Raw genomic sequence first — 14443 nt, forward strand, 5'->3', positions numbered from 1 at the left:
GAAGTAATTATGTAAGAAAAGCATAGTGCAGTTGTTGCGGTCATGCAGCACCAAAAATGCTGCGCCGCCAATCCTGCCTGCGAAAGGCAGGTTAGTTTTATAGTGCGATAACAATAAGTTTCGCAATTTGTAACAACTAAAAACATGCACTATGCCTACAACAAATTTATCAGAAACAATTGACTTTAATGGTCAGGAATTTTTTGTTGGACTTGATGTTCATAAGCAGTCTCCGACTTTGTATGCACTATGTTCTCCCGGGACTCTGTCCCGCAAAACGAAAATACTTTTAGAGAGTTTTTTTAATGCCCTTTCTTTAAATGAGTCGCGCGGGAGGCTTCATAAAAAGTCATGAGACCCCTGCGCTGAACATGTGTTTTATGGTATATATTTTACATTTTGCACCTTTAGATTAGTATTACATTTATTATTCGCCGGGGTCTCACCTCCCGCTTCTTATCCACCCCGGTGAAACAACAGGTCAGTATTCCATCGGGCGGTAGTATTAACCATAAACTACTAACCACAAATTCGCATCACTCAACGCTTCTTCTTTTTCTTAACCAGCGCATACGAATCATCAATCCATTCTTTTAATAATGTGGATGAAGCCGATCCGTTTACTATAATGGTATTCCAGTGCTTTTTGTTCATGTGATAGCCGGGCAGTACGCAGGTGTATTCTGCCCGGAGCTCTTCTGCCTTATCCGGATCACATTTTACATTGAACTGAGAGTGTCCTGTATCTAATGAAAGCAATAAAAATATTTTTCCATCTGTTTTAAACACTATGGTATCGGGGCCGAAGGGAAGCGATTCTTCGGCGCCTTCTTTCAATAAGCAGTATTCCCGTATTTGTTCTACGTTCATGTGATATTTTTTCAACGGTCAAAATTAAAACTTTTATTCACGCAGCGCATATCGCTGCGTACGCTGCGTGAAACCTATAACCTTTAGCCACGAAACACAAACCGAAAGATTAACGGCAGGTCCACTATGCAGTATAAATCGAAATATAATTTCTCTATAGTAAATTAGAATAAGATTCAGCATAGCCGTGCTGTTTTATATAGTTGAATACCTTAATTTCATCATTATGTTTTGTTCAACCCACTGTAAAATTATTTCTGCCATATGCATGGCGGTTATTTTACTGCCTGCATATTTGTATGCCCAAACCGGAAGCGCCTCCGAACCTATTCGCTATGTGGGCGGCGTAACCATTGATCCGAGTGTGCATGAAGGTCGCTTACGTTGGGCAGTTGGCGCCGAAAGCATACAGGTAATGCGTGCCAATAGAGAACATGGCGGGATAGATGCGGATTCGGGCTGGACATATAATCATGCACCTAACCTGGCCTACTGGAATGGAAAATTTTACCTGCAATATCTCAGCAACCCGGTTGATGAACATATTGCGCCGGGGCAAACGCTCCTCACTACTTCGGCTGATGGACGCAATTGGGAAAAGCCACGCATTTTGTTTCCGCCTTATCAGCCGCCTGCCGGAGTAACAATACCGGAAGGATACCACGGGTATATGATGCACCAGCGCATGGGATTTTACGCGGCGCCAAACGGTCGCTTACTCACCCTTGCTTTTTATGGGCATACGGAAAACCCTTTTCAGGAAGGCGGCATTGGCAGGGTAGTGCGGGAGATATACAAAGACCGTAGTTTTGGCCCTGTACATTTTATCCGTTATGAAAGTCATGCCCGATGGAATGAAACCAATACCAGCTTTCCTTTTTATACCCGATCAAAAGATACCGGCTTTGTAGCCGCCTGCGAAGCATTGCTGAAAAACAGGTTAATGGTGTTACAATGGAAGGATGAGGATGATGGTAATGATACTTTATATGCCGAAAATAAAAATGATGATCATCTTTCTGCATTGTCTTATTTCCATCGCAAAGACGGCAAAGTGGTTATGCTATGGAAAAAATCAAAAGCCGCTTTATCGGATGATGAAGGCGCTACATTTTCTGCACCTGTGAAAGTGCCTACGCTCTTAATGTCGGGCGGTAAAAACTGGGGACAAAGAACGGAAGACGGCAGGTATGCCATGTGTTATAACCCGATAGACAACTCCGAATACCGTTATCCCCTAATTATAATAACCAGCAACGATGGAATTATTTTTGATGAGATGCTGCTGGTACAGGGCGAAGTGCCGCCCAGGCGCTTTTTTGGCAGGTGGAAAGATTTCGGTCCCTGCTATACAAGAGGTATAGTGGAAGGCAATGGCAACCCCCCCGGCAATGATATGTGGATCACATACAGCATGAACAAAGAGGATATGTGGATTACACGGGTGCCCGTTCCCGTTACTTACGGTGTAAACACACCTGTAAATGATAATTTTAATTCCTTTGTTGCGGGGAAAGCAATACCCAACTGGAATACCTATTCTCCAAAATGGGCGCCCGTTACAGTAGCGGATTTTCCCGATGCAAAAAATAAAAGCCTCAAGTTAACGGATGAAGATCCTTATGACTATGCAAGAGCCATACGGGTTTTTAAAGAAACCACTAAGGCTGATCTGCAGTTCAGGGTATATGCCCAACAAAGCGATCATGGTGAACTATCTGTTGATATAACCGACCGCTATGGTAATCGCCCGGTACGGATTAGTTTTAACAGCAAGGGAGAGATTGAAGTAATGAATGGAGATCAATCCGTAAAGATTGAAAAATACAAGGCAGCTACATGGTATGATTTCCGGGTTAATATTAATGCTGATTTGAACGGATCATTCGATCTTTGGCTGAACGGTAAAAAAGTATTATCACGGGCAGCATTAGCCGAAGCAGTGAAATCGGTTGAGCGGATATCTTTCAGAACGGGGTCTTACAGGGATATCCCGAACCGTACAACGGCCAATGAAGACCCTGAACCTCCATTGCCCGGTGCAGATGAGAAAGTTGCCAAAGCAGTGTATTATGTGGATGAGGTGAGAAGTGGCGGGAAGTGAGAAGTGAGCGGGAGAAAGGTGAAAAGTGAAAGAATGAACTATTAGTTCATCGTTAGTATAACTTTAGCTGACTACTCAAAGCTGACAGCCCGGGAGAAGTGAGAGCCACTACTTACTACTCCTACTAAAACGGATAGCCAATCCCCAAATTAAAAACAAGATTATCTCTCCGCCATGCCCCGCTGCCGAATTTTATCCCGTCTATTACCCATCTTTCCGGTTCCGGAAGCCAGGGTTTACGCAAAGGAAAGGCCACATCGAGCCGCAACACGAGAAAGGATACATCAAACCGCAACCCCACACCTGTACCTACACCCAGCTCTTTCATAAAACTACTACTAAATTTACCGCCTGGCTTATCTGTATTTCCCCGGTATAGCCATATATTGCCCGCATCTGCAAAAATAGCGCCGTACACAATGCTGAACAGTTTGGCTCTTAGTTCTGTATTGAATTCCAGTTTAATATCACCCGACTGATCGGGAATGAAATTTAGCGTATTCAAATCTTTATATGTGCCGGGTCCAAGCGATCGGCTGCGGAATGCACGGATGCTGTTGTTGCCACCCACAAAAAACTGTTTTATAAAAGGAAGCTCTGTTGAATTGCCATACGGATAACCAAATCCAACGATCAAACGGTTTGCCCATGTATTTTTTGAAGAAAGCTTCGCGTAATACCGGAGATCGGTTTCGAGCTTAAGATACTGTGAAAACTGCGCACCAAAAATGGTTTTGGGTTTTCCATTCAGTGTATTGGCGCCGGTAATTAAACCGGCAATATTTCCGGAAAGATCGGCATTGCCATTAAAATAGAATCCTTTTAAGCCATTGTTACCTGCCAGCTCATTGTAATTGTAATTATAATTGGAGCCAATGACGAACTGCTTTTCAATTGCCTTTTGAAGGGTGGGATTGTTGAACGCATTGCTTTCATATAAAGGGGTAACACGTATGGGTTGCACGTAATTAATTGAAATGGGATTGAGCTGATGTTCTTTATTAACTGTTTCTTTCCAGGCATAACCAAATTCTCCCCTGAAAGAATTCATGGTATACAATTTTTCTTTTGTAAGGATATCATAGGCCAGGAGCATATTGGTTTTAGGCACAAAGCCGCTGCGCGTATTCAAAGTAACAAAAGGAATAAGAAAGCGTGGAAAAGTCAATTTGGTTTCCAATCCGCCTCTGTAGGTATTAAATCCTTTTAACTGTCCGCTAAACTGTATTTCAAAACCAGCAGTAGCATTAACAGACAGCAGTTCGCCACCCCGGAACGTATTGCGGTTGCGCCATCCTATGGTAATGCCGGAGCCGGTAAGATTGTTCGATTTGGTATTGGCATTGATATCTGCACGGAGCGATTTCCTGGGCAGGGAAGTGAGGTAATAATAGGTGTTGAGTTGGGCGGAATCTGAATTTTCAACGGGCTCAAACCTGTTCTTTACAAACTTAAATACGCCCAGGTTTACCAGCCTGCTGATGCTCTGGTTATGGTCGGTGCGGTTATACACATCGCCGGGGTTAAATTGCATGGACTGCGCAAACATTTGCGGTTTGTAGGTTTTACGTTTATCTACAACATAGTAGCCTTTATAGTATTCCGCCTCACTTTTGAGAGTGTCGGCTTTTTCTGCACTGAGCCGGTAGCCCGGGAAAATATATACATCGTTAATGGTATACACCTGCCTGGCCATTTGTGGTGTGCCCGGCTTAATTTTTACATCCAGGTCCACTGCATTATTACCAATCGTACTATCGGCCCGAATGATAAGATAATCCGGATCAAAATAGTAAAACCCCTTTTCTTTCAGATCTGCATCTATCCGTTCCCGTTCGGCTTTGATGGTTTCAAGATCAAAATAAGAGCCGGTTTTAAGCAGGGTTTTGGCAGAAGATGCATTTATCGTTTTTTGTAAAACAGAACTGTCCTTATCAAATATAATTTTATTAATGGTATAACGGTTGCCCGTTTGAACGGCATATACTGCCTTAGCTTTTTTGTTTTTCAGTATAGAGTCGCCCTGTACGGTTGCCTTGAAATAACCCCGGTTTTCCATTGTGCTTTGTAACACTTTTACATTCCATTCTATATTAACATCACTGGCCAGCACGGGAGGCTCACCTACTTTATATTTCAGCCAGCCCATTATTGATTTTTCTTTTTTGGGATTGCCTGCCAGGTTATACATCAATAATTTGAAAGGAACACCTAATATTTTTTTATTCGGTAAAGGGCGGGTAAGCGCTTCCAGCTCATTTTTAATATTCTTCTTTTCTTTATGCCCAAGGGAAGGACCTTCTATTTTTACATCAGCACCTCTATACAATGCCTCGCCGGGCGGTAGTTTCCTGGTACTGCTGCAAGCTGCCAGCAAGCAAACTGTTACCCATGCTATAGTAATATGAATGATCCTTTTCTTCATTTTATTGGTTTGCAGCGTTGGTGTTTTCCAGTGGATTGTTTTTTTGTTCCTGCCGCTCGGTTTTTTTTATCTCCCTGTCTTTTCTGCGTTGCTCAGGTGTTTTCCTTTTTCTGAAGATATCCCTGAAGCGGTTATAGTCTACAGTAATGATAAAGCCTATGCCCGTTTCCACGATATAACCATCAATTACGCCCTGGTAATCATTTTTCCGGTAAGCCCTCAGCATATACCTGCCGTCTTCACTTAAACGGTAATCCAGCGCTACATCACCGGCAATATTGCTTGAAGCCTGATTGGAATTTTTAGGACCCTCAACTTCAAAATTGCTGCCAACGGTTACGGTTAAACGATCATTTAATAATTTTTTGGATAGTCCCACGTTCAGGTCAGTACGGCTTTGTCTTTCCCCGGTAGTATAGTCATCGGAAGCGGCAATGTCGAAGTTAAGATCAACACCTTTTACCAGGTCGGCCGCAAGCTGGTTGAGTTGTTCCGTCATCAGTTTGCTTACGCTTTGCCGCACCAATGCAGAGGCGCTGGTGCTTCCGCTGCTTCTGAAAGGATCCTCTGCCACAAAACGGTTCAGCAGCAATAATGAAAAAACCTGTTTGTTCATTTCCGCTTCTTCCTGCCGCAGGATATCAAGTTTCGTTCTTACATTGGCCAAAATATCATTTGAAACACCGTAATTTTTATTCTCCGGAAGAATAATATTAAAGCTAATGTCGGGCTTCAGCAGTTTACCTGTCATGCTAAGCATTACATCGAAAGGAAGTTTTTGCAGGTATGTATTTCTTTGGGCAGGAGTTACGTCCTCACCCAATTGGTTTTTCACCAGGTCCAAAGGAGCTGTGCTGGCTGTGTATTTGGCGGTAATATCCACGTTGGCATCCGTAGGTTCTCCTTCCCAGGTAATTTTGCTTCCTTTTACGATATCAAATTTTCGGTGAAGAAAGTTGAATGTAAGATCATAACTGCCTTCTTCCATTTCATAGGTTCCGGCAAGTGTTATTTTACCGCTGGGATCTACACCGGCACTCAGTTGTGCATCACCCCTCACATTCAGAAAATCGCCGTTTCCTTCATCAACGATCAGTGTAAAATCCGCAGCCTTATCTACTTCAATATTTACCGAAACGTCCATTCCCTGCAGCGATGAAGTGTTCAGTGAATCATAGGAAGCCAGAAAAAGCGAATCATTTTGCGGCGCATCTTTATCAACAAAAACTACAATGCCTTCCCTGTCTGCCACCCCCGGTTCATTTTGGGGTAGTACGATGGTCATTTTTGTTTTTTCATTTACTTTCAGACTTCCATCAATCACGGGCGCTTTTTCCGTTCCTTTTACCGTAAGGTTGGTATTAAAATACAATTGACCATAGAATAATTTATTGTCTTTTTTGGTGCTGTTCAATGCCCTGAAATTATCCGCTCTTATTTTAAGGTCAAAATTGTAATTCAAAAAATTGCTGGTGGCGGCAGTACCGTCCAGCATCAGTGCATTGCTGGCCGAATCCCTGATCTCAAAACCATCAAAAACAATACCCTGGCTGGTTACCGATAATTTTTCCTGGTCAATTGCGAACATGTTGTTGAGCATGCTCAGGTTAAAAACTGTTTTGTTGAAAAGCAATTCGCCGTTTACAGCAGGCTGGTCTGTTGTACCCGTAATTTTAAATGCCCCGTTTACAAACCCTGAAGCATCGCGCAATGCCTCTGCCGAAAACGCCTGTGCGGTAGTAAGAGGCAGTTTACGTATGTCGAGGCTCAGATCAATAGCCTTATTGTTAGCATAATAATTGCCGCTGAGTTGTACATCATTGTCATTGCCGGTTATGGTTACATCGGCATTGTAGGTATCTGCTACTTTATTGTTGACCAGCATTTTTACATTTCCTACCGTATCTTTTTTGATGCTCAACTCATTCATAGAAAGATCACCAACAAAAACAGGCTGCTGCGTGAGATTACTAATGGTAATTGTACCATTCAGTGTGCCATCAGCTAAAGTGGAGTCGGGCTGCACAAAACCGGTGAGGGTGGCAATGCTGAAATTAGAAAAGCTGATTTCAACAGGCGCATTGTTTTCCGTTGACACACTATGAATACTTAATTGCTGATTATTTTGGCTTAATTCAAAATGCTCAGCATGTATGCCTTCTTTAAGAAGCGTAATTTTATTATCTGCGGATGCGGTCCATTGCTTATAATTCAATAGCAGGTTTTCAGGTTTTAAAGAAAACTCGTACGTTCCGTTACCGGCTTGTTGTAATGATCCTTCCAGGTTGTATCTTTCGCGTTCGGTTTTATCTTTAATATTCAATGCGTAGTGGATTGTATTGTTCGCTACAGAAGCAGTTATATTGGTTTTATGCAGGGCGAGGCTTTTTCCAATAACTATATTTTCTACATCAGCATTAATCTGAAGGGCACTGTCTGCAGTTGAGGCGTTCAGTTGCAGGTTGTCTACCTGGTTGGCGCCAATATGTACAACCGGTACAGCCAGCAATGCATTCCAGCCTTCATTGGTTGTGAACCTGCTTTTGAGCACTACCGAATCCATTCTTTCGAGTTGGGGTACAAAAGCCTTTAGCGCCGGTCCGTTTATGATATTTGCATTTATGGTAAAATCATAGGGCTCCGGTTTTTTTGCTGAATCTGTATCAGCCATGGCGAAATAAGGTTGTATAGCATATTGAAAAATACTGCCCAGTTCGGTGAGCTTATACCTGCCCAGCAATCGGGCGTTTACCACATCACTGTTTAACTGTATATATCTCGCGCTGTCATTTGTTCCTGCCAGTAATTGTATGGTATCCATTTGCACGCTTTGCTGGTTATGTACCAGCAATGATTGCAGGATGAACAATGTACCATCAAGACTATCCGGATTTGTATTTTTAAAATCGCCCTTTACATTACCACGGTAGATCAACTCATCGCTGGTTAAATGCAGGGCTTGCGTTTTAATACTATCAATGGTTGCATTCAATTGTACAGACGGGTATTCTTTGGAAAGGTCGGCTGTAACATCCGCCGCAAAATGAATATTGGGATCAGCAATATCAGCATGTACTGTTGCCTGCTGATCGGCTATTGTTCCCTTCATATTCAAATCGCGGTATTCATATTGTTTAATGAGGGCAGATTTTATTTTCCCGGTAAGCGAAGCGTTGGCTGTTTTTAGATCATAACCTTTTCCTTTAATGTAAAAGTCAGCAGATATCGGCCCTAGGTTTTCTTTGTCCTGTAAAATAGTCCCCAGGTCGAGCGATGCCGTATTTAATTGAAGATCGTAAACGGATTTGTTGGGATCGGCAATCTCCTCCATGGTTCCTGCTAATGAAGCATTACCCAGGCTGGTTTTCAGTAAAAGGTCGGTAAAAAGCTTCCCCGTATTACCATTGAGCTTGCCGGATACATGCATTTGGGAAGGCAGTGTAATATTTTGAGGAAGGGTTCCTGCAGGCACAAATAATGCAATGTCTCTTTGTGAGCTGCTGACATTTTTTATGGAAAGATCGGCGCCCAGTTTATTCATGTCAGGCAAACCCCTTAATCGCCCGCTTATGTCAATCCGTGTATCTTTCAATCCGCTGATCTGTAGAACAGGGACCTGCAGATCAGCAATGCGGCCGCTTATGCGGCCATTGATCAACCATGTAGTATTGGGGTCGGCAAAAGCGGGTTGAGAATGCAGGTCAGGTACAAAGATCAGTATATCTTTTACCTGAATTTTGCTTTTCTGCAGATCAAGGTTCAGCTCCATGGGGCCTATATCTTTTTGTAATGCAGCAACAGAATCGTACCGGATAGCAATACTTCGCTTCAATTCCGTTCCGGGCGTTTTTAAATAGAGCTCTTTTAAATAAGCCTGCCTGTTTGAATACAAAAAATGTGTTTGCAATTGATTCAATACAAAACCGCTTTGCTCGCTAAACGTTCCTTTTGTAATATTGCCGCCAATGGAATCACTGCTGTATAAAAGATCGCTAACGTGTAAGGTCAATGCTTCTGTTTTCAGGTGCATATAGTCCATACCGCTTTGCTGTTTGGGGCTGTTGTCGTCATCAAGCTGCAGGTTATTGTTGTCTAATTGCAAGTTTCCTATCTGTACCCGCCAGCCCGCTTCCGCCTGGGCCTCTGCTTCCTGCCGGGTTTCTTTTTTTACAATTTCCGCACCTTCTTTTTTGCCCAGGCGTAAAACAACGGTTGTGCTGTCTAATGCAAGGGCATCGAGATTGATGATGCGTTGTGCGAGGTCAATTTTTTTCGGTTGAATCTGCAATGCTCCCAGGTTTAGCTGCGTATACAAAGCAGAGACATCGTTGCGGTAATCGAGGTTGATGTTTTGAAGATCTAAATTGTCTATATCTAACTGCACATTAAGCGGTGTTTTGGCATCTGTTATATCTTTTTGTGCAGGTTCTGCATCAGGCAATGGCTTCGACTGGTATACGCGGGCAGTTAAACCCTGCAGGGTAACAGGAGCCACGCTGAACTGCATTTTTTCCAGATCAAATGTTTGCAGTCTGGTGTCAAAATGTTCTAAGTATGCCTCCACATCGTTGCCTGTGATAGCATCTTTATAGATCGTTCTTATTTTATTTAATTCAACAGAACGTAAAGTAATGGGAGTAGATCTGGTATCTTCTTCTTTGGGACTTGTATCTGTTGAAGCAAAAGCATCAACAATGAACTGGAAGTTAAAAACCGTATCGGGTAATTGTCGTTTAATTTTAGCCGTTATATTATCTAATTCAACAGACTGGATGTCTACTCCATTTCCGGCAATGAGATTAAATAAATCAACATTTACTTTGATGCTGCCTGCTGAAATTAAAGTGTCTTTGCTCCGATCTTCTACATATACATTTTCAACCACAACTTTTTTGGGAAAACCGATGTAAATTTTTCCAATGGCGACTTTGGTCTGTAATTTTTTTTCAAGATAAATAACTGCCTTTCCACGAATGAAATTTTGCACGGGCGGGGTGAGGATGAGCCCGGCAAGAAGCACCAGGAACAACAATATAAAAAGAACAGTTTTGATCACTATCCCTGCTATTCTTCTTCCTGTAATTTTTTTTGTTCCCTGCTGATCCATGCTACTCATGCTAAATGAATACGGGTATTTGTTTTTTTGAGCTAATCCCTTATCAATCAATAGAAAATATCATGCTAATGCATGTAAACGTTGTATTGATACAGCGGGTGTGGTATAAATTACCCACTACATGCTGCCTGTTGCACAAAAATAAGATAGTTTCCTGCGTGGGATTAAGAAAATGATAGGAGAAGTGTGGGGTGTGAGGTATCAGGTATGGCGGGGGAAAGGAGCGGCATGAAAAATAAGTACTAAATCTAAATAAATAGTGTTGCATGGAAAACTTATTGTCACGTATTACGCTTAATGCTGAAGTTTGCAATGGGAAACCTATCATTCGCAATATGAGATTTACTGCAGCCTGGTTATTGGAACTGCTTGCGGGTAGAATGAATGATGATGAAATCTTAGCCGATTATCCTTATTTTGAAAAAGATGATATTAAAACTGTGTTGCAATATGCTGCACACATGGCAAATGCAAAGACTTTATTAAAAGCTTCCTGAATGGCTCAAACCTTGTGATTTTTGATGGGCGAAACCTTGTCAGTTTTTAATCAGATGATATTTAATTTTTGATACAAACTATAGTGCCGGTTGGCAGCAGGAATTATTTTTTTACCGCAGCAGACAATGCGGCAATAGGCGTTAATTCAACTTTTCGAAATTCTACTTCTGCTCCTTCAGCCTGTAAAGCGATCTGACCCTTTTCCGCCGTGCAGTTGAAACCATCGTTGACCAGGTCGCCGTTTACCCATACCCGTATGGAATTTTTTAGACATTCCACTACCATCGTGTTCCATTCTCCCAAAGGCTTTTCGGATCCGTCTGTTAAGTTGAGTATTCTTCTTTTTTTACCTTCCGTTATGCCCCATTCTTTTTTTGGTCCCCGCCGTTTTTTCATATCAGGCACGGCTATATCTTCCACAATGCACCAGAAGTCACCTGCATTTTCATGCATCATTTGCACTTCAATGGATTTGGGAAACATTTTATAAAGTGACCGGGGAGTGGAAGCAAATACCAGCACACCACAATTTCCCGGTTTACCGGCAAAGCGGTATTCCACCTGTAACCTAAAATTCTTGTAAATGGAATCTGTGATCAAATGTCCATTGGGTTCGCCTAAGCTTACCAGCAGTCCGTTTCTAATGATAAAAGGATTTCTAGCGAGGGCATTCGTATCCATTTCCGGAACATCTATATGCCATCCGCTTAAATCGCGTCCGTTAAAAAGGCTATAGGAGGCAGATTGAGACAACAGTCCGGAAGGAATCAGGATGAAGATGAAGAAAATTATTTTCATACGCAGCTATGTTGAGGAATATATTGATGATAATATCCAAATCAGCCCTAACACCGTGCATTCGGTTGTTTTTAGAACTTTAGTCCTACAAATTAATCATATTACAGGATATTAAACAGTTTTATGGTGCCGGCATTTCGGTTTATTATTAAATTTCCCGTTCCGGGCCATACGATTGCGGAACAATCCTTAAAAGCATGGAAGGTAAAATAGATATGATGCAATGCCAGTCTATTGGCACTATAGTATAAGTTCGGCTATAATTGCAGCGAAAAAAGCTAAGTTCTTGAAAAAAACTTAGCTTCTTTTACGTGGTCAAGATCAGTTAATTATTTAATCTTCAGCACTGGTTTTAATTTATAATCACCGGTTCCTTCCTGCAAAATGGACAGTGCAGCGTCAAAATCAATCAACAAGGAGTCCAAAGAGGCATTGAGTGTTTTATTAAGCTTAATTTTTAAGCCCGACTCCGCACCACTGGGAATAGTTAGGGGATAAGCTGCATCTCCAATTTTAATACTGTTCTCATTGCCAAGTACAAAGCGAATTTCTTTGAGTGTGCCAGTGGGAATAACGCCCTGCGCCAATACTGTATCAATGCCGTTTTGCAGATCCAGCAGGTTGTAAATGCCTGCATGTGTTTCAAGCCGCGTCCAGCCGGCAGAATCATTATTTAATTTTATGTTTACTTCCATGATGTCCACATTCACTTCTGAAGCCTGGTAGGGATTATCCGTAAGCTTGATTTTTAAATGTGTAGAATCATTCTTATTGTCTTTTTGGCAGGATGTTATTGCCAGCAACATGGTAGCTGAAATAATCAGCAAACAAAAATTACGTACGGACATAAGTTATAAATTTTGCAAAGAGGTTGAAAAAATCATGCCATAACACCACAAAAAACAGTAGAAGAAATCTTTGTCTGTTTAAATGCACAATTATTAATTTTAAGGGAGATTTATTATCATTAGATTATAAGAATTCAATTATTATATGTAACAAAATCTTTATTTACTGATCTATTGAGTATATTTATTACAAGCACTTATTCATCTTAACAAATGGGTTATGTACATCTTCCGCGAAATTTTCCATCTTCAGTTTGGCCGCTACCGTGATGCCAAAGCTTTATTGGATGAAGGGATTCAAAAAGACTTACTGCTTCATCCCACCGGCACAAGGGTTTTAACTGATTTTACCGGCGAAGGTTACCGCCTCATTATTGAATTACCCTATGCCCGTTTGTCCGATTATGAAACAGATCTGAAAAAAGAGCTGGGCGGTGATCAGTGGAAAGACTGGTATAAGCGGTTTAAACCTCTGGTACGCTTTTCTGAAAGGGATATCATGAAACAGGTAGTGTAGCACTACCCGCTTTTTATTGCAGCTTGTTGATCTCCTGGTATAGTACCCGGAAACAATCCCAGGGCGTATTTCCGCCTGATACCGCATTTTCTGTGCCACCATAATAACCACGCAGGAATCCATCAGCGCCCGACCATACGGTTTGAACCATTCCCCGGAACCTGGAGTTCATTTCGGGTGTTGAACTATTTCTGAAACTGATCATATCGTTGAGCTGGCTTACGGCAATGGACGGGTTCCGCCAGGGGCAGGTAACTACATTGAAGCCTTTCATAGCAAAGTATACCGCTGTTTTATCGGGCCGTTCGTAATGCCAGTCGCATATTACCACATCTTTTGGGATCCTATCAATCGCAGGATATGTGTTATTATGACTGGCTTCCCACATGCCCAACCCAGTGGTATATCCGTCAATCAGCCTGTCGCCCCAAATCCATAATTTTTTTCCTGAAGCGGCAAGATGGTCGTGTATACGGGTTACCTCTCCGGCAAACAGCTCGGCCTTATCTTTTCCACCGCAGCGGGGACACCTGGTATCGGCAATATAGAATACTTCATCCATACCCGCATGAAAAGCGTCCGTTTCAAAAGCTTCGCAAATCTCATCCATCAACGCGAATACAATTTTATGAACGCCGGGATGTAAAGGGCAATAGCTCTTGCAGTATAAGCTATCCGCATTGGGCCATACATATTTTTTTGGCATTTTTACGTGGGGTGTTTCATCAAATTGCGGGTACACACGTAAAAGATTGGACGTTTTGTTCGCCCACGACTGGTGCCCCAGCAGGTTAACCTGCGGTATTACTTTTATTCCGTTCGCCCGGCAGGCTGCTACTATCTTTTTAACATCCGTTTTTGACAAAGCAATACTATCGCGCAATTCGGGGTGACTGGTATATTGATAATTATAATCTACACGAAGGATCAGTGTGTTTACTCTGCGGGGAGCCAGTTCCTTATTAATAAAGGTTACAAAGGAGTCAACACCTTTTGGTACTGGCGCCGCAATACAAAACCCACGAACGGGCAATATACTGTCTAAAGCATTTTGAGCGGAAGCAGCGCTGCATACCATTAAAATGATCATGGAAAACAGGAAAGGGATGCCTATTTTTTTCATAAAACCAATTTACTGCATTTTTGTTAAAACAGTCCGGCACAGCAAAAACAATTTATTCTTTGATACATAGGAGACACATAGTTGCATAGGAACATATAGTGCGCCCGGGTAACTTACAGACTCCATATCCAGCACCTGTTGCAA

The 14443-nt window shown here is 42.1% G+C and carries 9 protein-coding genes; 3 read left to right on the plus strand and 6 right to left on the minus strand.

Going from position 1 to position 14443, the window contains the following annotated elements; all coding sequences use genetic code 11:
• Window positions 1-540 precede the first annotated feature (540 nt).
• On the minus strand, window positions 541-870 hold the full coding sequence (locus VL121_RS05910; protein WP_325403156.1) for an MmcQ/YjbR family DNA-binding protein: 330 nt from the start codon (window positions 868-870) through the stop codon (window positions 541-543).
• 268 nt (window positions 871-1138) lie between these two features.
• Here VL121_RS05910 and VL121_RS05915 point away from each other — a divergent pair, with 268 nt between their 5' ends.
• Window positions 1139-2974: a six-hairpin glycosidase gene (locus tag VL121_RS05915; protein WP_325403158.1), complete on the plus strand. Its 1836-nt coding sequence runs from the start codon at window positions 1139-1141 to the stop codon at window positions 2972-2974.
• 124 nt (window positions 2975-3098) lie between these two features.
• On the opposite strand, the gene tamL is transcribed toward VL121_RS05915, so the two are convergent.
• Window positions 3099-5399 (minus strand): translocation and assembly module lipoprotein TamL, encoded by a 2301-nt coding sequence (gene tamL, locus VL121_RS05920; protein ID WP_325403160.1) that lies wholly within the window; start codon window positions 5397-5399, stop codon window positions 3099-3101.
• A gap of 1 nt (window position 5400) precedes the next feature.
• Complete coding sequence (locus tag VL121_RS05925; protein WP_325403162.1) at window positions 5401-10515, minus strand: translocation/assembly module TamB domain-containing protein; 5115 nt, start codon at window positions 10513-10515, stop codon at window positions 5401-5403.
• A gap of 266 nt (window positions 10516-10781) precedes the next feature.
• On the opposite strand from VL121_RS05925, the gene VL121_RS05930 reads away from it, so the two are divergent.
• The gene (locus VL121_RS05930; protein WP_325403164.1) at window positions 10782-11012 is read left to right on the plus strand and encodes a DUF433 domain-containing protein; all 231 of its coding nucleotides are present in this window, start codon (window positions 10782-10784) and stop codon (window positions 11010-11012) included.
• 103 nt (window positions 11013-11115) lie between these two features.
• Here VL121_RS05930 and VL121_RS05935 read toward each other — a convergent pair whose 3' ends face one another.
• Both VL121_RS05935 and VL121_RS05940 read right to left on the minus strand, forming a co-directional pair.
• On the minus strand, window positions 11116-11811 hold the full coding sequence (locus tag VL121_RS05935) for a 3-keto-disaccharide hydrolase (protein WP_325403166.1): 696 nt from the start codon (window positions 11809-11811) through the stop codon (window positions 11116-11118).
• Window positions 11812-12140: 329 nt separating this feature from the next.
• Window positions 12141-12659, minus strand: a complete 519-nt coding sequence (locus tag VL121_RS05940; protein ID WP_325403168.1) for a DUF4382 domain-containing protein — start codon at window positions 12657-12659, stop codon at window positions 12141-12143.
• A 220-nt stretch (window positions 12660-12879) separates the two neighbouring features.
• Between VL121_RS05940 and VL121_RS05945 the strand changes: the two genes are divergently transcribed.
• Window positions 12880-13176 carry a hypothetical protein gene (locus VL121_RS05945; protein ID WP_325403170.1) on the plus strand — a complete coding sequence of 99 codons (297 nt, stop codon included), beginning with the start codon at window positions 12880-12882 and terminating at the stop codon, window positions 13174-13176.
• Between the two features lie 13 nt (window positions 13177-13189).
• Here VL121_RS05945 and VL121_RS05950 read toward each other — a convergent pair whose 3' ends face one another.
• Window positions 13190-14299, minus strand: a complete 1110-nt coding sequence (locus VL121_RS05950) for a family 20 glycosylhydrolase (protein WP_325403172.1) — start codon at window positions 14297-14299, stop codon at window positions 13190-13192.
• Window positions 14300-14443 lie beyond the last annotated feature (144 nt).

The organism is Agriterribacter sp., from assembly GCF_035497235.1.
In the GTDB taxonomy this organism is placed as follows: domain Bacteria; phylum Bacteroidota; class Bacteroidia; order Chitinophagales; family Chitinophagaceae; genus Agriterribacter.